The sequence below is a fragment of the Rhodoferax koreense genome (genome assembly GCF_001955695.1).
GTDB lineage: Bacteria > Pseudomonadota > Gammaproteobacteria > Burkholderiales > Burkholderiaceae_C > Rhodoferax_B > Rhodoferax_B koreensis.
In genome coordinates, this window is sequence record NZ_CP019236.1 from 5,513,859 (window position 1) to 5,536,290 (window position 22,432).

Annotated in this window: 14 protein-coding genes; 5 read left to right on the plus strand and 9 right to left on the minus strand. The window is 68.4% G+C overall.

Translation table 11 applies throughout. The features are described 5' to 3' along the window. Window positions 1–145: 145 nt before the first annotated feature. The gene (locus RD110_RS25520; protein WP_076205677.1) at window positions 146–871 is read right to left on the minus strand and encodes a Crp/Fnr family transcriptional regulator; all 726 of its coding nucleotides are present in this window, start codon (window positions 869–871) and stop codon (window positions 146–148) included. A 370-nt stretch (window positions 872–1,241) separates the two neighbouring features. Between RD110_RS25520 and RD110_RS25525 the strand changes: the two genes are divergently transcribed. Both RD110_RS25525 and RD110_RS25530 read left to right on the plus strand, forming a co-directional pair. Then, the gene (locus tag RD110_RS25525; protein WP_076203522.1) at window positions 1,242–1,484 is read left to right on the plus strand and encodes a hypothetical protein; all 243 of its coding nucleotides are present in this window, start codon (window positions 1,242–1,244) and stop codon (window positions 1,482–1,484) included. A gap of 3 nt (window positions 1,485–1,487) precedes the next feature. Continuing rightward, window positions 1,488–10,193: a glycoside hydrolase family 94 protein gene (locus tag RD110_RS25530; protein ID WP_239467122.1), complete on the plus strand. Its 8,706-nt coding sequence runs from the start codon at window positions 1,488–1,490 to the stop codon at window positions 10,191–10,193. A gap of 419 nt (window positions 10,194–10,612) precedes the next feature. On the opposite strand, the gene RD110_RS25535 is transcribed toward RD110_RS25530, so the two are convergent. Further along, on the minus strand, window positions 10,613–13,432 hold the full coding sequence (locus RD110_RS25535) for a TrlF family AAA-like ATPase (protein WP_083686586.1): 2,820 nt from the start codon (window positions 13,430–13,432) through the stop codon (window positions 10,613–10,615). Window positions 13,433–13,977: 545 nt separating this feature from the next. Here RD110_RS25535 and RD110_RS25540 point away from each other — a divergent pair. The 3 genes from RD110_RS25540 to RD110_RS25550 all read left to right on the plus strand — a co-directional run bounded on the left by RD110_RS25540 (window position 13,978) and on the right by RD110_RS25550 (window position 15,810). Further along, window positions 13,978–14,457 (plus strand): hypothetical protein, encoded by a 480-nt coding sequence (locus RD110_RS25540; RefSeq protein WP_076203525.1) that lies wholly within the window; start codon window positions 13,978–13,980, stop codon window positions 14,455–14,457. Window positions 14,458–14,562: 105 nt separating this feature from the next. Continuing rightward, entirely contained in the window at window positions 14,563–14,829 is a 267-nt protein-coding gene (locus tag RD110_RS25545; protein ID WP_076203528.1) for a hypothetical protein, read from the plus strand. Between the two features lie 354 nt (window positions 14,830–15,183). After that, on the plus strand, window positions 15,184–15,810 hold the full coding sequence (locus RD110_RS25550) for an ABC transporter ATP-binding protein (protein WP_076203531.1): 627 nt from the start codon (window positions 15,184–15,186) through the stop codon (window positions 15,808–15,810). A gap of 1 nt (window position 15,811) precedes the next feature. Here RD110_RS25550 and RD110_RS25555 read toward each other — a convergent pair whose 3' ends face one another. From RD110_RS25555 to RD110_RS25585, 7 genes are read right to left on the minus strand one after another with little or no spacing between them, the layout of a single operon-like run. Beyond that, the gene (locus RD110_RS25555) at window positions 15,812–16,594 is read right to left on the minus strand and encodes an SDR family NAD(P)-dependent oxidoreductase (protein WP_076203534.1); all 783 of its coding nucleotides are present in this window, start codon (window positions 16,592–16,594) and stop codon (window positions 15,812–15,814) included. 6 nt (window positions 16,595–16,600) lie between these two features. After that, a complete protein-coding gene (locus tag RD110_RS25560; protein WP_076203537.1) occupies window positions 16,601–17,128 on the minus strand; it encodes a DUF3833 domain-containing protein in 528 nt (175 codons plus the stop codon). Next, window positions 17,125–18,459 (minus strand): MFS transporter, encoded by a 1,335-nt coding sequence (locus RD110_RS25565; protein WP_076203540.1) that lies wholly within the window; start codon window positions 18,457–18,459, stop codon window positions 17,125–17,127. The genes RD110_RS25560 and RD110_RS25565 overlap by 4 nt, the downstream gene beginning before the upstream one ends. Then, window positions 18,456–18,962 (minus strand): chalcone isomerase family protein, encoded by a 507-nt coding sequence (locus RD110_RS25570; protein WP_239467123.1) that lies wholly within the window; start codon window positions 18,960–18,962, stop codon window positions 18,456–18,458. Before RD110_RS25570 ends, RD110_RS25565 begins: the two co-directional genes overlap by 4 nt. A 56-nt stretch (window positions 18,963–19,018) precedes the next feature. Beyond that, window positions 19,019–20,278: an SAM-dependent methyltransferase gene (locus RD110_RS25575; RefSeq protein WP_076203543.1), complete on the minus strand. Its 1,260-nt coding sequence runs from the start codon at window positions 20,276–20,278 to the stop codon at window positions 19,019–19,021. Window positions 20,279–20,294: 16 nt separating this feature from the next. Then, window positions 20,295–21,068 (minus strand): DUF1365 domain-containing protein, encoded by a 774-nt coding sequence (locus RD110_RS25580; RefSeq protein ID WP_076203545.1) that lies wholly within the window; start codon window positions 21,066–21,068, stop codon window positions 20,295–20,297. Next, window positions 21,065–22,396 (minus strand): NAD(P)/FAD-dependent oxidoreductase, encoded by a 1,332-nt coding sequence (locus RD110_RS25585; RefSeq protein WP_239467124.1) that lies wholly within the window; start codon window positions 22,394–22,396, stop codon window positions 21,065–21,067. The genes RD110_RS25580 and RD110_RS25585 overlap by 4 nt, the downstream gene beginning before the upstream one ends. Between the last annotated feature and the right edge of the window lie 36 nt (window positions 22,397–22,432).

Sequence of the window (22,432 nt, forward strand, 5' to 3'; positions counted from 1 at the left end):
GCATTCACCCTGGCTGACCGGCCACCACAGGCGGTGCTCCGTCGGGACCTCGCCAGCAGCAGGGCGTATATGGTCACGCAGCTAGAGGATGCCGCCGCGGTCGACGCATCCCGAGGTGCAGGAGCACGCGCGCCCAGCCCCCGGCTCAGGTGGCCAGTCGATCGGGCAGCAAGCGGTCGTATTCGGTCTTGACCACGGCATAACATTCGCAGGTGCGGGCCATCAGGCCCGCGCGGTCGAGCACCGAGATGCGGCCACGCGCATAACGGATGAGGCCGGCCTCCTGCAGCTTGATGGCGGCCTGGGTGACCCCTTCGCGGCGCACGCCCAGCATGCCGGCGATGGACTCCTGGGTGACCTTCAGCTCCAGTCCCTGCAGCCGGTCCAGGCGCAGCAGCAGCCAGCGGCAGAGCTGCTGGTCGAGCGTGTGGTGGCGGTTGCAGACCGACGTCTGCGCCATCTGCGTGATCAGGGCCTGGGTGTAGCGCAGCAGCAGGTGCTGCACCGGCCCGGCCCGGTTGAACTCGTCTTTCAGGCGCTGCGCCGCGAGCCGGCAGCCCAGCCCGGCGTTCTGCACTTCGGCGCGGCTGGGTGTCGACTCTCCGCCCATGAACAGCGAGATGCCGACCAGGCCTTCGTTGCCGACCACGGCGGTTTCGGCCGAGGCGCCGTCCTGCATCACGTAGAACAGCGAGGCGATCGCCGAGGTTGGGAAATACACATGGCTCAGCGTGCTGCCCGAGGCGTACAGCACCTCGCCGTGCGCCAGTTTCACCAGCTCGAGCTCGGGCTCCCAGCGCGCCCATTCCGCGTCGGGCAGTGCCGCCAGCAGACGGTTGCTGCGCGGATCGGTGAAGTCGATGGAAGGAATGATTTTTTCCGGTTGAGAAAGACGCCCACATCTTGCACCCAGCGTGCGCTGGCGCACAGACCAGCCACGGTGGCGGCAGGCATGATCGTCTGCACGTTGTAACAGATACGGATGAGGCGCTCCAGACGCCTGGGCCCATGCGCCCGGCGGGAGGCATGGCGCGCCCTTTCGATGCGCGCCTGCCACGCCCACGGACCTGCCGCGTGGTCGTCCTACAGGCGGCCGCGTCCTTTGGCCGACAGACGGTCCGATGCGGCAAGGCCAGCATGGCGTTGCCAACGACCCCGGAGCCAGGGTCCTACCCCGCAGGCACACCGTTCCACCCCATTTTTTCCGCAAAGCCGAACAGCCTCGCGGGCGGAGCACCACCATGAAGATCGACGCCATCACTTCCCCCAACTGGAGCACTGCTTCCTTCGGCCGCGACGCCGACACCTCGCCGATGGAACTGGCCGCGCTGGGCGAACACCTGCATCACTGCCGCGGCAGCCGTGGCAGCCTGTTCGCGCTGCGCTGCCTGGCCGAGCGCATGAATGGCTTCGTCGTCTCGCGCTTCGTCACCACGCTGGCCGTCGCCACGGTGGTGATCGGCGTGTGCGCAGCGGTCCTGTAAGGCGTGACGCCCACGGAACTCGGCGCACTCGTCCCGGAAGCCCCCGCCGCGCTGCGCGCCATCCTGAACGGCGCCCTGGGCGCGGTCCAGCCGCCGATCCGTTCGGAGATCTTCGGCCTGCAGCGCTTTGCGCAACACGGCAGGAGCCTGGGCCTGACCCACCAGGCCGCCACCACCAGCGCACGCGCCGCCACCTTCGTGCCGCGGCTCAAGGACAACATCCGTGCCCTGCGGCAGGCGCATGCCTACATCGGGGAGCAGGCCAGCACCGGTTATGACATCAGCCCGGCCGCCGAGTGGCTGCTCGACAACTTCCACCTGATCGAAGCCCAGCTCAAGGAAATCCAGGAAGGCCTGCCGCGCAGCTATTTCCGCGCCCTGCCGGTGCTGATCGACGAGCCGCTGGCCGGCCTGCCGCGCATCTATGGCGTGGCGTGGGCCTTCGTCGCGCACACCGATGGCGCCTTCAACGAAGAGTTGCTGGTGCAGTTCCTCAACGCCTACCAGGAAACACGCAAGCTGCAGCTCAACGAGTTGTGGGCCCTGCCCACCACGCTGCGGGTCGTGCTGGTGGAGAACCTGCGCCGCCTGGCCGAACGCGTGGCCACCCACAAGGCCGCGCGCGAAGTCGCTAACCTGTGCTGGGACCACATCGAGCGCTACAGCCTCGACGAACTCGACCAACTGCTCGCGTTGATGAACCTGCGCGGCGTGGGCCGGGTGTTCCTGGCCCAGCTCGGCCAGCGCCAGCAGGACCTCGGCCGCGACCCGGAAAACCTGCGCATGGCGGTGCGCGACTGGCTGCAGCGCGCGTTGCCCGACCTAGCCGCGGCCCAGGCCCAGCACGCGGCCGACCAGGCGGCGGACAACCTCAGCGTGAGCAATGCGCTGACCTCGCTGCGCGCCATCGGCGACGCCGACTGGCCAGACCTGATCGGCAGCACCAGCGGCCTGATGCGCGCCATGCTCACCTCACCGCTGTTCGCCGCCGAACACGCGGGCACGCGCGACCAGACGCTGCACGGCATCGAACTGCTGGCGCGGCGGCACGGACGCGACGAAGTCGAGGTGGCGCAGAAGCTGCTGGCGCTGATGCGCTCCGGGCCGGGCGACACCGCCCGCCCCGCGTCCGGCGACCCGGCCACCACCAGCGCCAGCTACTGGCTGCGCGGCGACGGCCGGGCCCGGCTGATGCAGTCGCTCGGCCTGCGCGAACCGATGGCCGCCGCATGGCGGGCCGTGGCCCGGCGGCTTACCTTGCCGGTGTACCTGGGCGCGCTGGTGTGCTTCACGCTGGGCCTGGTGGCCTGGATGGTGCTGCACCACCTGAACGCGCCCGGCGCCAGCCCGGCGGGCGGCTGGCCGCTGTGGCTGCTGGCCTTCCTGATGCTGTTTCCCGCTTCCGAGGCCGTGGTGGCGCTGGTCAACCGGCTCATCAGCGAATCGGCCCGGCCGCGCCATCTGCCGCGCCTGGCGCTGGCCGACGGCATCGCACCCGAACACCGCGTGATGGTGGTGATCCCGGCGATGCTGACCGACGAGGCCTCGATCGCCGCGCTCATGCACCGCCTGCAGCTGCACTACCTGGCGAATGCCGAACGCAATGCGCAGTTCGCGCTGCTGACCGACTGGGCCGACGCCGACACCGCCACGCGCCCGACCGACGAGCCCCTGCTCGCCTGTGCCACGGCCCACATCCGCGCGCTCGATGCGCGCTACGCAGGCAACGCCATGGAAGACGTGCCGCGCTTCATCCTGCTGCACCGGCCGCGCAGCTTCAGCGAGACCGAACAACGCTGGATCGGCTGGGAACGCAAGCGCGGCAAGCTCGAGCAGCTCATCGCCGCACTCGCCACCGGCGACACTTCGGCTTTCCTCGATCTGGGCGACGCCTCGCGCATCGCCCCCGGCACGCCCTACATCGTCACGCTCGACAGCGATACCCAGTTGCCGCCCGCGCGGCTGCGCGAACTGGTGGGCGTGGCCGCCCATCCGCAGAATTGGCCGCGCGTGGACACCCGGCTGCGCCGCGTGGTCAGCGGCTACGGCATCCTGCAGCCCCGCGTGGTCACGCCGCTGCCCGCGCCGCGCGACTTCACGCCCTACCACTGGCTCTTCGCCGGCCAGTGCGGCATCGACCCATACAGCGCCGCCAGCTCCGAGGTCTACCAGGATCTTTTCGGTGAAGGCAGCTTCAGCGGCAAGGGTCTGCTGCACGTGCAGGCCATGTACGCCGTGCTCGACCGCCGCCTGCCCGAGGGCCGCGTGCTGAGCCACGATCTGCTCGAAGGCTCGCTCGCACGCTGCGCCGCGGTGACGGACATCACCATCATCGAAGACGCGCCGTTCCACGCCGACGTGGCCGCCTCGCGCGTGCACCGCTGGACGCGTGGCGACTGGCAGTTGCTGCCGTTCCTGCTCGACTTCAAGGCGTATCCGATGCGCGCCATCCACCGCTGGAAGCTGTTCGACAACCTGCGCCGCTCGCTGGTGGCGCCGATGTCCCTGCTCCTGCTGCTGGTGGTGCTCGGCGGCGGCGGCCTCGCGCCCTGGAGTGCACTGGCGCTGGTGGCCGCCGCCTTCCTGGCCGGCCCGCTGATGGGCGCCGTGGCCGGCTTCTCGCCCAGCCGGGACGACCTGGCGCGGGAACACTTCTACCGCCAGGCCGCCACCGACCTGGGCCGCACGCTGGCCGGCGGGCTGTGGCAACTGGCGCAACTGCTGCAGAACGCCTTGCTCACCGCCGATGCCATCGGGCGTGCGCTCTACCGCATGCTGGTCAGCCGGCGCCATTTGCTGCAATGGACCACGGCCGCCGCCGCGCAGGCCGCGGCGCAGACGCGCCTGCCCGCGCTGGCGCGGCGCCACTGGGCCGAGCCGGTCGCGGCCGTCCTGGTGTTCGGCGCCATCTGGCTAACGCCGCAGACCATGCCGTCGCCGCTCCTGGCCGCGCTGCTGTGCGCCGTCTGGGCCGCGGCGCCGGTGTGGACCTGGTGGGTCAGCCGGCCCAACCCGTGGCGGCAGGTCGATGCGTTGCCGGCCGAAGACCAGGCCTACCTCGAAGGCATCGCGCGCGACACCTGGCGCCTGTTCGAGCGCTGCGTCGGTCCGGCCGAAAACCACCTGCCGCCCGACAACCTGCAGACCTCGCCCTACGACATGGTGGCGCACCGCACCTCGCCGACCAACATCGGCCTGTACCTGCTGGCCGCAGCCTGCGCGCGCCAGTTCGGCTGGATCGGCACGCAGGACCTGCTGACGCGGCTCGAAGCCACGCTGGCCACGCTGCACCGGCTGCCCCGCCATCGCGGTCACTTCCTCAACTGGTACGACACCGAGCGCTGCGAAGCCCTGATGCCGATGTACGTCTCCACCGTGGACAGCGGCAACCTCAGCGGCCACCTGCTCGCCGTGGCCCAGGCCTGCCGCGAGCTCGCCCATGCACCGTTCGACACGGCCGCCGCCATCCGTGGCCTGGCGATGTCGAAGCAGCGCATGGCCGGCCTGCTGGCCGTCTCGCCGCCGCTGCTGCCCGCCTTGCGTGCCCGTGCCGCCTGGGCCACGCTGCTGGCCTTGCCCGCGGAAGAAGTGCCGGCGGAGCTTTCTTTCGGTGCGCTGCTCGACGAGGCCGGGGCCGAACTCGCCGCGCGCCAGAAGCCACCGGCCGAACCGACGGCCGTGGCCGAGGCGGCGACGCAGGAGGACGTTCTCGCCTGGCGCCTGGCCGACCACCTCGCCACCCTGCGTTCGGCCTGGCAGGACCGCCGCGCCAACATCGCCGAGATGCGCCGCGAGACGGAATCCCGGCTGCGCAGCGTGGCGCACGATTGCGAGAAGCTCGCCTGGCAGGCCGACTTCGCCTTCCTCTACCACCCCAAGCGGCACCTGCTGCACATCGGCTACCGCGTGGCCGAGCAGCAGCGCGACGCGGGCTTCTACGACCTGCTGGCTTCCGAGTCACGGCTCACCAGCCTGTTGGCCATCGCCAAGGGCGATGTGCCGGTGGCGCACTGGGCCTCGCTCGGCCGACCGTTCTACGCCGTGGGCGCGGTGGCCGGCCTGCGCTCGTGGTCGGGCTCGATGTTCGAATACCTGATGCCCACGCTGGTGCTCGACGAACCGCACGGCAGCGTGCTGCGCGAGGCCTGCCGCGCCGCGCTGCGCGAGCAGATTGCCTTCGGCGTGGAGCAGCAGGTGCCCTGGGGCATCTCCGAATCGGCCTACGCCGGCAGCGACCACACGCTGGCCTACCAGTACGCGCCGCAAGGCGTGCCGCGGCTCGCGCTGCGACGCACGCCACCGGGCGAACTGGTGATCGCACCGTATGCCACGGCGCTGGCCGCGCAGATTGCGCCGCACCGCTCCGCGCAGAACTACGCCCGGATCGAATCGATGACACCGCGCGCGCGCTACGGTTTCATCGAGGCGCTCGACTTCTCGCGCGCACGGCAGACCGGCGGCGGCCCGTTCACGCCGGTGGATACCTTCATGGCCCACCACCAGGGCATGAGCATCGTGGCGCTGGCCAATGTGCTGCTCGGCGGGCCGGCGCAGCGCTGGGGCATGGCCAACCCGAGCATCGAAGCCGTGGCCTCGCTGCTGCACGAACGCGCGCCGCGCGAGGTGTCGAAGCTGTACGCACCATCGACCACGCCGCCGGCGCTGGCCCTGCTGAACCGCGCGCCCGGCCTGCTGCGCGAGGTGACGCCCGGCGCGGCGGCGGTGGAGCCCACGCACGTGTTGTCCAACGGCCGCTACAACGTCTCGCTGCGCCCCAACGGCGCAGGCTGGAGCCGCTGGGGCCAGACCGGCATCACGCGCTGGCGCGACGATGCGCTGCGCGACGCCTTCGGCAGTTTCTTCTACCTGCGCCGGCCCGGCGACGTCACCGCGCCGGTCTCGATCACGCAGCACCCCGCGCCGGACGCGGCCGCGCAGTACCGCAGCACCTACCACGCCGACCGCGTGTGTTTCGACGCCGCCTGGCCGCTGCTGCAGGCCCACACCACGGTGTGGGTCAGCCCCGAGGACGACATCGAGTTCCGCCGGGTCGAACTGCGCAACCTCGGCGACACGCCGCTGGACATCGAGCTCATCTCGGCCTTCGAGGTCACGCTGTCCGACCCGCGTGCCGACGAGGCGCATCCGGCCTTCACCAACCTCTTCGTGCGCGCCGAATGGCTGGCCTCGCAGCAGGCGCTGCTGTTCGAGCGCAAGCCCCGGCTGCCCACCGAACACGCGCTGCGCGCCGCGCACTTCCTCACCGATGCGGACCCGCAGATCGTGGGCCTGCGCGTACAGACCGACCGCAACCGCTGGCAGGGCCGCAACCAGGCCAGCGGCCAGCCGCGCGCCGAACTCGACGACGCGCCGGGCCTGCCCACCGCTGGCGACACGGCGGCCGGCGTGGTGCTGGACACCGGGCTCGACCCGGTGTCCGTGCTGGCCGTGCGCCTGCGCATTGCGCCGCAGGGCAAGGCGCGGCTGACCTTCGCCACCGCCGCTTCCGACGACGCCGCCACGCTGCGCGCGGTGATCGACAAATACAGCCAGCACAGCCATGTGCAGCGCGCTTCGCTGATGTCGGCCACGCTCACCGGCATCCGGCTGCGCAGCCTGGGCATCGGCAGCGACAACTTCGCCGCCGCGCAGAGCCTGACCACCGCGCTGCTGCTGAGCCTGACCCGGCCGCGCTTCGGCCCACCAGGTACATCCGGCGCGCCCGGTCCGAACGAGCCGGCCTTCGAGGGCTGCGACCGCCGCCTGCTGTGGCGCTTCGGCATCTCGGGCGACCGCCCCATCATCCTCGTGTCCGCCGGCGTCGCCGAAGGCCTGGGCCTGCTGCGTTCGCTGGCGCAGGCGCTGCGGATGTGGTCCTGGAGCGGCACGGCCTGCGACCTGGTGGTGCTGAACGCCGAACCGGCGTCCTACCTGATGGCGCTGCACCGCGAGATCGCCGCGCTGCGCGAACGCACCCTGGCCGAGATCAGCGGCGAGCCCGGCTCGGCCCAGATCGGCTTCTACCTGCTGCGCACGGAAGAACTCTCGCGCGACGAGATCGGCACGCTGCAATGCCTGGCCCGCGTGCGGCTCAACGCCGACGGCCGGCCGCTGCTGCACCACGTCGACGAATGGCGGCAACAGCACGCGGCGGCCGATGCCGAGCGCGCCACGCGCGAGGCCAGGACCATCGCCTTCGCGCCGCGCACCGCCCAGGCGGCCACGCCGAGCCATGGCGACTTCACCCCCGGCTCGGGCGAGTTCCGCTTCCAGGTGGCGCGCGACGAACGGCCGCAGCGGCCGTGGATCAACGTGTTGTCCAACCGCGGCTTCGGCGCGCAGATCTCGGAAGCCGGTGGCGGCTACACCTGGGCGGTGAACAGCCGGCTGAACCAGCTCACGGCCTGGTCCAACGACCCGGTCGCCGACAGCCCTTCGGAATGGTTCCTGCTGCAGGACCGCAAAACACGCGAGATCTGGAACGTGGCACCATCGGCCTGGGGCACACCGGGCGCCGAGGCCGGCGGCGAGCCGGTCCGCTACCGCGTGACGCACGGCCAGGGCTACACCAGCATCGGCCACCGGCGCGGCGACGTGGAGGTCAGCGCGTCGTGGTGCGTGGACGCCGAGTCCTCGGTGAAGCAGGTGCGCATCCGGCTCGTGAACCGCGGCCACCGCACGCAGCAGCTGCGCCTCGTGGGCATCGCCGAATGGATCATGGGCGCCAACCGCTCGGACCGCGGCAGCACGCACACCGCCGCGCACCGGGCCGACGCCGGCGAACGCCCCCTCACGGCGCTGCTGTGCACCCAGCGCGACCGCTCCGCCGGCTTCGGCGACGGCACGGCCTTCCTGGCACTAGCGGCCGCGGACGAGGCCACCGATGCCGCCGACCGCGACTGGACCTGCGACCGGCGCGAAGTCTTCGACACCTTCGGCCGGCTGCAATTGCCCGACCGCTTCGGCCAGCAGGCCGGCACCGGCCTTGACCCCTGCGCCGCGCTGTCCACCACGGTGACCATCGCCACCGGCGAAACCGTGGAACGCGTGTTCCTGCTCGGCTACGGCGACAACCCGGCCGCGGCCCGTGCACTGGCCCAGCGCGCTGCGGCCACCAGCGCGGCCACACGGCTGGAGACGGTGCGCAGCCAGTGGAACACGCTGCTGGGCGCCACCACGGTGAAGACGCCCGACCCGTTGTTCGACGCTCTGGTGAACCGCTGGCTGCTGTACCAGACCGTGACCTGCCGCCTCTGGGCCAAGGCCGGCTTCTACCAGGCCGGCGGCGCCACCGGTTTCCGCGACCAGTTGCAGGACGCCATGGCCCTGGCCTGGGCCGAACCGGCCACGCTGCGCGCGCAGATCGTGCTGTGCGCCTCGCGCCAGTTCCCCGAGGGCGACGTGCAGCATTGGTGGCATGCGCCCACCGGCGCGGGCGTGCGCACGCATTTCTCGGACGACCTGTTGTGGCTGGCCCATGCCACGCACCACTACCTTCAGGCCACGGGCGATGCCTCACTGCTCGACGAAGAGGTGGCCTTCCTCGAAGGTGCCGGCATTCCCGAACATGCGGAAGACGCCTACTACACGCCGAGCGTGAACATGCAACGCGCCTCGGTGTTCGAACACGCGGCACGCGCCATCGACCGCAGCCTGGCCGTGGGCGTGCACGGCCTGCCGCTCATGGGCAGCGGCGACTGGAACGACGGCATGAACCGCGTGGGCATCGAAGGCAAGGGCGAATCGGTGTGGCTCGGCTGGTTCCTGTGCAAGCTGGTAGACGACTTCGCGCCCGTGGCCGCTGCGCGTGGCGAACATGAACGCGCACAGCGCTGGCAACACGCCGCCGCCGGCTGGAAGGCCGCGCTGCAAGGCACGGCCTGGGACGGCGCATGGTTCAAACGCGCCTTCTTCGACGACGGCACGCCGCTCGGCTCGCACAGCAACGCCGAGGCCAGGATCGACCTCATCGCCCAGGCCTGGGCCGTGTTGTCCAATGCCGCCACGCCTGAGCAGCAACACACCGCCATGGCGGCCGTGGAATCCCACCTGGTGGACCACGAGGCCGGCCTGGTGCGCCTGCTCGACCCGCCGCTGGACAAAGCCGTGCCCAGCGCGGGCTACATCCAGGCCTACCCACCCGGCGTGCGCGAGAACGGCGGCCAGTATTCGCACGGCGCGGTATGGGCCCTGATGGCCCAGGCCGAGCTGGCGCAGCAGACGCCGCAGACACCGGAGAGGGCTACGGACAATGCGGATGCGGCCTACCGCACCTTCACCCACCTGAGCCCCGCGCACCGCGCGCGCCACCCGACCTTTGGTGCGGCCTACGCCATCGAACCCTATGTGATGGCCGGCGACGTCTACACCCAGCCGCCCTACGTGGGCCGCGGTGGGTGGAGCTGGTACACCGGCTCCGCCGCCTGGATGCACCGCGCGGCGATCGAGGCGATCTTCGGGTTGAAGCAGACGGCGGAGGAACTGCATTTCGAACCGTGTTTGCCGAGCCATTGGCCGCAGGCGGAATTGACGCTGCGGCGGGGGGAGCGGAGCATGCGGTTCATCCTGGTGCGGGCGGCGCCGGAGACGGCATTGGCCGCGGCGGGGCGGATGTCGCCGGATGTGGCGGTGCGGGTGCTTAAGGCGGGGGAGATGCTGCGGTGGCGGGAGTTGGCTGGGCAGAGCTGTTTTGTGGTGCCGTTGGCGTGAGAGCCTTCCAGTGTTGGATTGGGCGGCGACGGATTCCGAGACCGTGGTCGTCAACCCGCAAATCGATCTTTTGGCTATGCAGCAGAAGTAACTGCGAAGGCTCTGGACACGAAGCCGTCATCTGCGCATCCGTTCCGGATGTCCGCCTCGCAGCGATTGCCGTCGTCCGAGTCATGAAGTCGGGCTCACGCTTTGAGACCTGTAGCCGTCATCGGGTTTAATACGGAATTGCCATCAGCGATCCCTATATGTGTGCGCTGAAGGCGAGTAGGCATAGCCATAGCGATCGCCTCGGCAAATTCATCGATAGACAGCTGCTCCAGTGCCAAATCTTGAACACATAGCGCGACCCAAAGCAGATCGTTGTCCGCGGAACGTCCACGAAATCGCGCGCGGCTTCAGATGCGCCAAGAACTGCCCTAATAGCCGTATTTATCGTATCGGTCCTTGAAAGCCTTCTCACCGCCTTCCATTGTCTCGGTGATCACCGAGCGGATGGTTTGCGAATCGATCGCTCCGCGCTGTGCGGCCTTGCGCGCGCCGGTCTCGGCCACGTCCATGTAGGCGACAAGCTCCGAGGAGCCATTGACGACGATGTTGGCGTTGTGGCTCGCGAATATCAGCTGACGGAATCGCTTCGCCGCATGCAACTTGTCGGTCAGCTTTGAGATCACCTTGTTGTCCAGATCTCCTTCGGGCTGATCCACGATCAGCGGGCCGCCCGGCTGGCGGAGTAGCATGAGCAGAAGCGCCGCAGCACGCTGTCCTTCAGACGCCTTGTCAAATGTCACTTCGCGCTGGCCGTCAAGATAGAACAGCGAGATCTGAGGCTTGGCAAGTGCCGTCGAAATCGCCTCCAGGCGGGTCGCGTCGATGAGCTTCAGCATCGCGCCGCGAATGTTCTCCGTGTCACCGAGAAATTGCCACAGCTTACGGCATTGCGGAAGCTCCTCGCCACGCGGCTCTCCGGCGATGCGCCATTGCAGCAGCGCCTCGCAATTCACCCGCAGAAGGCTGACAATCTCATCTGATGACTCGACGATCGACGCAGTGTTCCAAGCCTGTAGGCGTGTCGCCTGCTGCGATCCCGTCCTCGCAGCGAGGAGGTCCAGGGCTTCGACCACTTCCGACGCGTCACCATCCAGGGCAATGGTGGCCCTGATCATGTTCGCAGAAAGCTCTTCGATATCGGCCGCCCAGGACTGCGTACGTTCGGCGCGCGTCTTGTTCGCCTCACGCAACGCCTCAAGCGCTGCCTTTAGGGCGGCGGCAGGGTCACCCCCTTCTGCAAGCTCAGCATCCAGTACCGCGAGCTTCTGTAGGTGCTCGCTCAGTTCCCCGCGCAGCTTGATGATCTGGTCGGTCACGCTCTTGTGACTACCGATCTTGGCCAAGGTGTCATCGCGCGCCTTGCGCATTTCCGTTAGCTTGCCTTTCCAAGCCGTCTCTGCTTCAGTCAGCGCACCGCGAAGAGGCTGCATCTTGCTTCGAAGGTCTGCGATGCCTGCGGCAAAGGTCTCAACCAGGGCCTTGTACTGGCTACGCAGCGTTTCGGTCTCTAGCAAATCCTTCGGGAGTTCCCAAGCCTTCGCCTGATCGCCGACTGCATTGTCCAGAAGCGTCATCAGTTCATCGGCATGCGTCGTCGCGAGAATCCGCTGTGACTCGAAGGCATCGGCCTTTGCAAACCCGTCTACCACCGCCTGATCTTCGCCGCTGAGCGCAGGAAGCGTCTTCTCCAGCGCTGCGATGCGTTGCTGTAGAGTGTCGCGATTCGTGGCCAGGCGGTGTCGTGCAGTCTGCTTGTCCCAATGCGCGATCAGCGCTTGAATTGTCGCCCTGACGACCTGCTTACGACTGACAATCGTCCGGTTGATCTCATCCGCTTCTGCCTTGAAAGCCGGGCTAACGAACTGCAACAAGTCAGTCAGTTGGGTCTGGGCGCTCGCGTGCTTTCCGACCTCCGCGAGTTCGCCCTGGCTGTAAACGACGCCTGGAAATAGAGCCCGGAGCTCCTCTACCGAAATCGGATTAACTGCGCCGTTCGGGTACCGGATCTGCGGCTGATGTTTCGTCGCGGGCGAACGCGTGACGACAAACTCGGCACCGTCCTGTTCAATCGTCACCGCAACCTGGCCGCCGGCCGCCACAAGTGTGTCCTTGATCAGGCCCTGCAGCCGCTCGTTCCCACTGTATTGGTCGCGGGGCATGTCGAAACAGCTGCGGCCCATCGCAAAAGCGATGTACTCGAGGAGCGAGCTCTTGCCGCTGCCACGACCTCCAATGATCGAGTTGAGCTCCGGGCTCAAGGTGAAGGTATCCTCCTCGAGGATGTGGGAGCCGCTGATCTTGACTTCAACGATCGTCGGAGATGCCATCTGCGGCGGACCAAGATGAATCCGAGACCTGTGGCATAGGAAAGCCTGACGGATGGCTTCCGCAGTCGGCGCGGCGAGCTTGATCCAGGTCTCGTTGGCGCCGAGCGGTCCATAGTCGCTGGAGCGGCTGTCCGAAGTTGGGATGGGGTAGATCTCCCTAGTCGACCACATCTTGTCTGTGCCAGACAGTCTCGTCCGGCTCTTGTGACCGAGTGAGTCGATCGTCTTACCCCGATCAAGGTACCCGCCGACATACGGCATGCGAAGAAACTCGCCATGGTTGCCACTGGACAGGACGCTGAAGTTCCCTTCAGAAACGTTCGGGAGCACGATGTATCGGCCCCGGATGCCCTGCAGCTCGTCCAGCGCTGCGCCGATCTCCGGATACGGTAATTTCAGTTGTGTGACCCTGAGCGATTTGCTTTTGCTTTCGTCGACACCTGCGTACTCGATGCCGAGTCGTCCCTGAGCCTGTCTGCACCAATCCTCCGACAGGTCGGTATCGAAGATTAGCAAACACTGGACACCGCCGACAGCCGTCAGTTCCATGCCTGGAAAGACCCAAAGATCGAAGGTCGGATCGTTCTCCCGACGCTGCTCGGCAGCGGAGCGCACATATGGGAGCATCACCGCCTCGTGGTGGTCTGTGATGGCGACGGCTTGTAGGCCCTTGGCCACACAGGTGTCGACGAAGATCTCGGCCCACTGCCTGCGGGACGCCTCGAGCGCTTCCCTCGTGGCATCGGCACCTGTCGCAGGATCAATTTCGTCGGCTCCGAGTGGTCGTGCACCGACCCAGTTCGGATCGCGCGGCGTATGAACCTGGAAGTCGCACTTCCGCCAATGTGCAAAGTCTGCCATGAGTGCTTCCCCTCCCCTTGTTGTTCTTTGATGATGTCAGAGCTATGCGTGCATAGCGACTAAAGATTCCACTAGGGACCGGCGTAGCCAAGCTCTTCGACGAAGTCGTTGATTTACAGCAAGGGGCCGCAGTGCCAGTTCGCCAGTGTCGGGGCCGGTCATCCAGAATTGGATCGCCCACCAATAATAACAAGCGGACGGTCGTTGATATGCAGCGGTCATACGAGTTACTGCTCGATGAATGTCCGCTGACGAACGCAGCGGACTCTCATACATCTTGCAGCGAGTGACTCCACCCAGCCTGAAGCAGACGGTCAGCTTAGGCTCTGGACGGTCGCATCTGAACGAAAGGAGCCACCGTATCAGACCTCGTTCGGTTAGATGCATCCGGCATACGCGCGGCAGGACAGAGGGCCTCGATGAAACCCGGCCTCCGTGGGGCGAGTCTCCGCCCACCTCCTACAGCTAACCGTGTGTTTTTCTCCTGCCTGCCGCAAGTGAGCCCAGTCACGATGCATTCCTCGGTAACACCCAAGGAATCCAACATGAAACATCCCGGACTGCTCTTCTCCGCCCTGATCGGCGCCGTCGCCAGTGCGCGGTCCATGACACCGATGGCCAGCCTCGCGGCAGCGCGGCTCCTGGGCCAGCGCACGCCGGGGCGCCTCGTGCTGCTGGACCGCCCTCTGTTCACTTATGGCGCCCTGGCGATGGGAGTTGGCGAATTGTTCGGCGACAAGATGAAGACGGCGCCTGACCGCACTGTTTTCCTGGGCCTGCTGGCGCGCGTGATGAGCGCGGGCATCGCGGGCGCGGCACTGGCGCCGCGTGATCGGGAGCCGGCCGGCGCTGCCGCCGCGGTGGCGACCGCCGTGCCGCTGGCCTACCTGACGCTGGCCGGCCGCAAACGGGCCATGGCGCGCATCGGCCAGACCCGCAGCGGCTTGATCGAGGATGCGCTGATCGTGACCGCGGGTGTGGCCATCGTGGCGCTGGCGGTGAGGCCGAAAAACGGGTGGTGGTGATCGGTTGGTGATCGGACAGGGAAAACCGGTGTGCGCCAACGCACAGACGCCCCCCTCCAAAGCGCGCAGGCTCGGCGTCCATTCCGCTTTTCCGAGGCCTGCCGCATGTCCAATCCAGAACCGTTTTTCCATGAAGCATCGAACACGGTGCGCTTCTGGGTGTTGGTCGAATCCGACTGGGTCGGCGCCACCATCGGCAAGGCCACCTTGCACTACCGCTACCAGCCGAACCGCAGCGACGACGAGCCGCTGGCCACCTATATCGCCAACGCCGCCGAGATCGACGCGGCTGTGCGCCGCCGGGTGGCCACGGGGTCGGTGGAGCCGGTGATGTTGCGGGACGGGGATGTGCGTGAGGTGCTGAAGGGCTGAAGCTGCATGGGGGTGATGCACTTCGACAAGCTCAGTGCGAACGGAGTGGGGGGCAATGCACTTCGACAGGCTCAGCGCGAACGGAGGTGGGGCGCGGTGCGGGGGGCTATGCACTTCGACGGGCTCAGTGCCGACGGGGGCGGGTGATCTCCGTGCGAACGGGAGGGCTCGGCTCAGTGTGAACTGCTGGGGGCTTCGTGCGGGGTGCGATGCACTTCGACAAGCTCAGTGCGAACGGGAGTGGGGGTTTCAGTGCGAACGGGAGTGGGGGTTCAGTGCGGATGGGAGTGGGGTCTCAGTGCGAATGGTGGCGGGGCCTCAGTGCGAAAGGGGCCGGCGCATTAAAGTCGGGGCATGAACATCGGCCGCCCTCTTCTGCACATCGAAAAACTCAACTTCGCCTACCCCGGCGAGCCGCCGCTGCTGCGCGACTGGTCGGCCAGCATCGGCCCCGGCGTGACGCAGTTGTTCGGCGACACAGGCAGCGGCAAGTCCACCCTGCTGCGGGTGATGGCTGGCGGGCTCAAGGTTCGGGGCCGGCTGGTGCTTTGCGGCGCGGATCTGGACACGGCGCGCGAGGCCTACTTGCAGAACCTCTTATACGTCGACCCGGGCACCGACCGTTTCGACCAGGTGACGGGCCACGCCTGCACCGAGACCTTGCGCGCAGGCGATGCGGGTTTCGACGCCGCGCGCTGGCAGGCGCTGGTCGGCACCTTCAACCTTGCCGAGCACATCGCCAAGCCGATGTACATGCTCTCCACCGGCAGCAAGCGCAAGGTGTGGCTGGCGGCAGCGCTGGCCAGCGGGCGCCGGCTGATCCTGCTCGACGAGCCCACGGGCGGGCTCGACGGCCCTTCGGTGCGGGCGCTGTGGGCCAGCCTGGGGGCCTTGGCCGAGAGTGCCGACCGCGCCGTGGTGGTGGCCAGCAGCGAACGCATCGAACGTGTGCCGCTGGCGGCCACGATCGATCTGATTTGAGTCACAAGCCCGTGAAGCGGCTTACGGCCCGAAAGTACAGGCTGTAGGGCAGCAGGCGCAGGGCCTTCATCCAGCGTGTGAAGCGTTTGGGGAAGTGGGTTTCGAAGTCCCCCGCGGCCCAGCCGCGCAGCATGGCCTGGGCGGCCTGTTCGGGCGTGATGAGGGCCGGCATCTTGAAGCCGTTTTGCGCGGTGAGCGGCGTCTTCACGAAGCCGGGGCAGATCAGGTGCACGCCGATGCCTTCGCCGTGCAGGTCGAGGTACAGGGTTTCGGCGAGGTTGATCAGCGCGGCCTTGGTCGGCCCGTAGGCCAGGCTTTGCGGCAGGCCGCCGTAACCGGCCACGCTGGCGATGAGGCTGATGTGGCCGCGCCGGTTGGCCAGGAAATGTGGCAGCACCGCGTCGATCACCTGCAGCGCGCCGGCGTAGTTCACCGCCAGGTGTTGCATCAACTTGGGCAGGTCGAAGGCGGTGGCGCGCATCGGCGCGTAGGTGCCGGCGCAATAGACCACGGCGTCGAGCCGGCCGCCGGCCAGCACGGTCTGCCCGGCGCGGCACACGGCGTCGCCATCGGTGACGTCCAGCGGCAGCGCCACGGCGCCGGCACCCTTGCCCCCGTGTGCCGCGACGAAGTCGTCCAGCGCCCCCGCGTCGCGCGCCGACACCACCACCCGCGCCCCCTCGGCGTGCAGCGCATGCGCCGTGGCCAGGCCGATGCCGCTGGAGGCGCCGACCAGCCACACGGTCTTGCCGCGCCAGTCTTCGATGGGGGGATTCAATGGCATCTTTTTCTAACGTTTGACGAAGGTCAGGGTCACGTCGCCGAGGTGGAAGCCCCACTTCGACATCGCGGCCTTGTTCAGCATCACCTGGTCGTTCATCAGGTACATCCAGTCGTCGAACTGCACGGCGTAGACCTTGCCGTCCACGGGCAGCGACAGCGTGTAGCGCCAGTTGAAGGCATTGCCGCTTTCCCGGCCCGCGGCCTCGCCGACCACGTCGTCGGCCCGGCCGGTGTAGCGCCCGTCGGGCAGCTTGGTGAGGTGCCAGATGCGTTTTTGGGTGGTGCCATCGCTGTAGCTGAAGCTTTCGTCGAGCACGCCCTGGTCGCCGGTCCAGCTGCAGCGCATCACCACGGTGAAGCGTTTGACGACCTTGCCGCTGCGGTCGGTGAAGACGCCGTAGGCATCGAGCACGCCGTCGAAATAGGTGCGCAGGTCCAGCACCGGCTGCTGGCCGCTGTAGTCCTCGACCTTGGGGCCGGCGCAACCGGCGAGCGCGGCGGCGCCGGCCACGAGCAGCAAGAGACGTCGTTTCATGGGGAAGGCTCCGGTTGGAATGAAGATGGGCGAGCGGGCCGGATGACGAGCATGGCCAGGGCGGCCGCTGCGGCGAGCTTGAGCCCGCAGGGCAGCACGCCGTAGGCCAGGCTCAGCGCGCGCAAGGCGTCGGGGTCGCGGCTGCCGGGGCTGTAGCCGAACAGGGCCAGCAGCGGCAGCGCCAGGCCCGCGGCCAGCGCGAGGTTGAGCTTGGTCGCGAAGTTCCACCAGCCGAAGTACGCGCCGGCGGGGCCGGCGGTGGGGGCCGAATCCGTTCGGGCTGAAACGGGGTTTGTATTGAGACTATCGGGATGCTGCGCCGCAATCAGGCCCGCCAGCAGTGCACCGGGCAGCGCCAGGTCGGTGCCGAGCGCGGCGCCCGACAGCGCGCACACCAGCAGGAAGGCCCCCGTCTGCCCTGGGCCGAGCAGGCTGGCCCAGACGAACACCGCGATGGCCAGGCCCATGCCGCAAAGCCAGGTGCGCGCCAGGCCGATCCGCCCCACCAGCCGCAGCCACAGCGGCATCGCCGCGGCGGCGCAGACGAAATAGACGCCGAGGAAGGCCGGCTGCATCTGCGCCGGGGCCTGCAGCCGGTCCTGCACGAAGAACAGCACGAGCGTGGCCGGCACCGCGCTGGCGATGCCGTTGAGCACGAACACCGCAAGCAGCCGGCGGAAGGCCGGCTGGCGCAAAGGGTGGATGCGGGCGGCGGCCGGCGCGGCCGTGGGTGCGCCCGCCGGCCGCGGCGCGAGGCGCCAGGCCAGCCAGCCCAGCGCCAGCAGGCCGAAGAAGATGGCCGTGGTCGCGCGCAGGCCCAGCGCCAGCGGCAGCACCGAGGCCGCCACCACGCCCACCAGGCCCAGGCCTTCGCGCCAGGCCACGATGCGGCTGCGCCGGGCCTCGTCGCCGCCGAGCATCGCGCCCCAGGCCTGGTGCGACACGCTCAGGGTGCTGTAGGCGGTGTAGGTGAGCAGCAGCATGGCCGCGGCCCAGAGCAGCAGGCCGTCGGGCGAACGTGTGGCCGGGAAGAACAGGCCGGTGAAACCCGCGGCCAGCGCCACGGCCGCCACCGCGCCGACGGCCAGCACGGCCCGCGTGGAACGGACGAACAGCCGGTCGCTGGCGCGCCCGATCAGCGGGTCGATGAAGGCATCGAACAGGCGCGCGCCGAGCAGCAGCCAGCCCAGCGTGGCCAGCGGCACGCCGAATTCACGCGCGTAGTGGTTGGGCAGCAGCACGTACAGCGGCAAGGCGACGAAGGCCAGCGGCAGGCCCAGCAGACCGTAGCAGAGACCGTCGCGGGCCGTGAGGGTGCTGCGGTGCGTCACGGCTTGTCGCCCCCGATCAGGGCTTCGCGCATCGCCGGCTCGGAGGTCTTGGCCGACAGCCAGATGCCGAAGAACAGCGGCGCGAAATCGCCGTCGCGGATCTCGCCGGCGGGCTGGCCGTTGAAGGTGAAGCGCGCAACGGCCGCCTCGGCGCCCGCGGGCCGGTAGAAGCCGGTGATACGGTCGCCGGCCTTCACATCGGGGAACGCGGCGCGCATGGCCGCCTGCCAGCGCTGCGAACGGGCCTCGTCGATGCTGGCGCTGCGGCGCATTTCGTCGATGGAGCGGCGCGCGATGTCGGCGCTGGCGAAGTCACGCAGGTAACGCAGCTCCAACGCGAAGGCTTGCGTGGCATAAGCCTCGGGCCGGAAGCCGGGCGCGGCCCACAACGTGGCGTCGTAGACGGCAAAGCCCCACACGCGCAGCCGGGTGCTTCCCACGGCCACGGCATCGGGCAGCGCGGCCCGGACTTCAGCGGGCGCCGGCTGCGCCAGCAGGTTCAAAGGAAAAAGGACCGCGGCGCAGACCAGACCTGCGCAGGCCGCTACGCTTTTGATAGCTACGGCCGCACCAGCGTGTACTGCACCAGGTCGATGTTGGCCTTGGCAAAGGCCGCTTCGCAATAGGCCAGGTAGAACTCCCATACGCGCATGAACCTTTCGTCGAAACCGAGCTGCAGCACCTGCTGGCGCGAGGCCAGGAATTTCTCGCGCCAGCGGCGCAGGGTTTCGGCGTAGTCCGCGCCGAAGGCGAATTCATCGACGACCTCCAGCCCCGCGGCCGCGGCCTCGCGGCGGAATTCGCGCGGGCACGGCAGGCAGCCGCCGGGGAAGATGTACTGCTGGATGAAGTCGGTGGAGCTGACGTAGCGCTCGAACAGCGCGTCGTCGATCACGATGCTCTGGATGCAGGCGCGCCCGCCGGGCTTGAGCAGCCGGTGCACCGCCTGGAAGTAGGTCGGCCAGTATTCGCGGCCCACGGCCTCGACCATTTCGATCGAGCAGATGGCGTCGAAGGGCGCATCCGGCGTGGTGGCGCCGATGTCGCGGTAGTCCTGCAGCCGCAGATCGGCCTGGCGGCCAGGGCCTTGCGGCACGCCGAGGCGTTGCATGCGCGCCTGGGCAAAAGCCAGTTGCTCGGTGCTGAGCGTCACGCCCGTCAGCAACGCCTTGAATTCGGTGGTGGCCATCTCGGCCAGCGCGCCCCAGCCGCAGCCGATCTCGAGCACGCGGTCGCCCTCTTTCGCCTGCACCATCTGCAGCGCGCGGCGCACCTTGGCGTCCTGCGCGGCGCGCATGGGCTGGTCGCGGCGGCCCTGGAACCAGGCCGATGAATAGTTCATCGATTCGTCCAGCCACAGGCTGTAGAAGGCGTTGCCGAGGTCGTAGTGCGCGTGGATGTTCTTCTGGCTGTTGCTGCGCGTGTTGCGGTTGAGCAGGTGCTTGACGCGGTACCAGAGCCGGCCGGCCCAGCTGCCGTAGATGACGGCTTCGATGTCCTGCCGGTTGGCGATGAACAGCGTGAGCAGGTCGGTGAGGTTGGGCGTGCTCCAGTCGCCGGCGATGTAGCTCTCGGCCACGCCGATGTCGCCCGAGCGCAGCGCAGCCGCGCAGACGTTCCAGTTGCGCAGCGTCATGGCGGCAGATGGGCTGTCGCCATGCTCGCCGAAGACCTGCATCGAGCCGTCGGGCAACTGCAGCGTGAGGCTGCCGTGTTTGAGGCGCTGCATCAGCTTGAGCGCCGTGCGGGCGGCCGCGGGCGCGCTGGACGGAATCTGCAGGCCGTGTGCGGTGCGGGCGATGGTGGTGGATGAAGGCATGGGCGGCTGGGTCTCTCTATCGCGTCACGAAGGATTCGGGCAGGGCGGGCTTGCGGAAGAAAGGCAGCCGCTTGCGCCACAGCGCGAAGGCCTGCCAGTGGATGCGGGCCATCACGCCGAAGCTCATGGCGGGGTAGCGCCAGAACGCGTGGCGCAGGCTGGCGGGCGTGATCGGCTCGAGCCGGCCGCTGACGCTGGTGAGGATCAGCGGGCCGCTCGCGTCGTCGTGCTCCACCCGCGCCACGAGCTGCTCGGCGCCGTCGTGTTCGCGGCGCATGAAGCGGAAGCGGTAGCGCCCAACGACGTCGCAGAACGGCGAGACGTGGAACACCTTGTCGGCCACGAGTTCGGCGCCGAGCTTTGGCCGATCGAGCAGGTAGCAATGGCGTTCGCCGAAGGTGTTGTTGACCTCGGCGACGATGGCGCGCAGGCTGCCGTCCGCCGCATGGCAATGCCAGAAGCTCACGGGTTTGAAGCAGTAGCCGAGCACACGCGGATAACAGTGCAGCCAGATTTCGCCATCGGCGTCGGTGATGCCGTGGTCCTGCAGCAGCGATTCGATCCAGCCCAGGGCGCCGCCCTGCGCCGGGCCGCGGCCGTCGCCGTGGTCGCTGTCGTGAAAGCTCAACAGCGCGCGGCGGTTGACGGCCAGCGCGCCCGCGCCCTGGCGCGCCATGGCCCGCAGCGGCAGCATCAGGAAGTACGTGGGGTACTGGAAGGCGTGCGGCGTGGGCCGCAGCCGCGTGTGGCGCACCTGGCCGAAGCCGATCAGGGGCGCGGCGGCTGTCATGCCGCGAGCCTTTGCGGTGCCTGGGCCAGGGCGAGCAATTGGTCGGCGACGGCCAAGCCGGCCTTCAGGCCGTCCTCGTGGAAGCCGTAGCCCATCCAGGCGCCGCAGAAATAGGTGCCCTGCTCGCCTTGCAGCGCCGGCATGCGCGCCTGCGCGCGGATCGCCGGCAGGTCGAAGACCGGGTGCGCGTAGTCGAAACTTTCCATGGTCTGGTTACGCGGGATCTCGCGGATCGGATTCAGCGAGACGATCACGGGTTGCGGCCATGGCACGGGCTGCAGCCGGTTGATCAGGTAATGCAGGCACACGCGCGGCGCCTCGCCGCCGGCGGCCGGGGTACTTTCGTAGTTCCAAGCGGCCCAGGCCTTGGGATGGCGCGGCAGCACCGAGGCATCGGTGTGCAGCACAGCGCGGTTGGGGTGGTAGCGGATCGCGCCCAGCGTTTCGCGCTCGGCCGGGGTTGGCGCATCGAGTAGGGCCAGCGCCTGGTCGGAGTGGGTGGCCAGCACGACCTTGTCGAACCGCTCGGTGATGGTGCGGCCTTGTCGGCGGCTGGTGACATGCACCGCGCCAGGGGTCCGGCCGATCTGCAGCACCGGACTGGAGAGGCGCTTGTCCTCGATGCCCGCGACGATCTTGTCCACATAGCGCCGCGCGCCGCCGGCCACGGTGTGCCACTGCGGCCGGCCGGTGACCTGGATCAGGCCGTGGTTGTGGCAGAAGCGGACCATGGTGGCCACGGGGAACTGCAACATCTGCGCGGTGGGGCAGCTCCAGATGCAGGCCATCATGGGCAGGAAATACCAGTCGCGGAAGGCCGTGCCGAAGTCATGCGCCTGCAGGAAGTCGCCCAGCGGCTGCATCAGCTCCGCGTCGCGGCCCTGCCGGGCGAGCGTGGTGCACAGGCGGTTGAACCGCAGCAGGTCGCGCAGCATGCCCCAGAAGCGCGGATTGAGCAGGTTCGCGCGTTGGGCGAACACGGTGTCCAGGTTGGAGCCGCTCCATTCGAGCGGGGGCCGTCCCGGCAAGGCTTCGGCGATCTGCGCCGAGAAGGACATGTCGGAGGCGGCGGTGGCGACGCCGAGCTCGGCCAGCAGGCGGATCAACTCGGGATAGGTGCGCTCATTGAACACCAGGAAGCCGGTGTCGACGCCGTGTGTAGTCATCCCCTGCGCGGTGGGCAGCGTGACGGCAACGGTATGGGTATGGCCTCCGAAGTAGTCGCCGGCTTCGAAGAGGGTGATGTCGGCGTCATGGCGCAGGCGATGGGCCACCGCCAAACCGGCGATGCCGGAGCCGACGACCGCCAGTTTCAGCCGCGCTGGCATGGCAAGCCTCGCGCCGGCTGGGAAAGGAAAATGGCT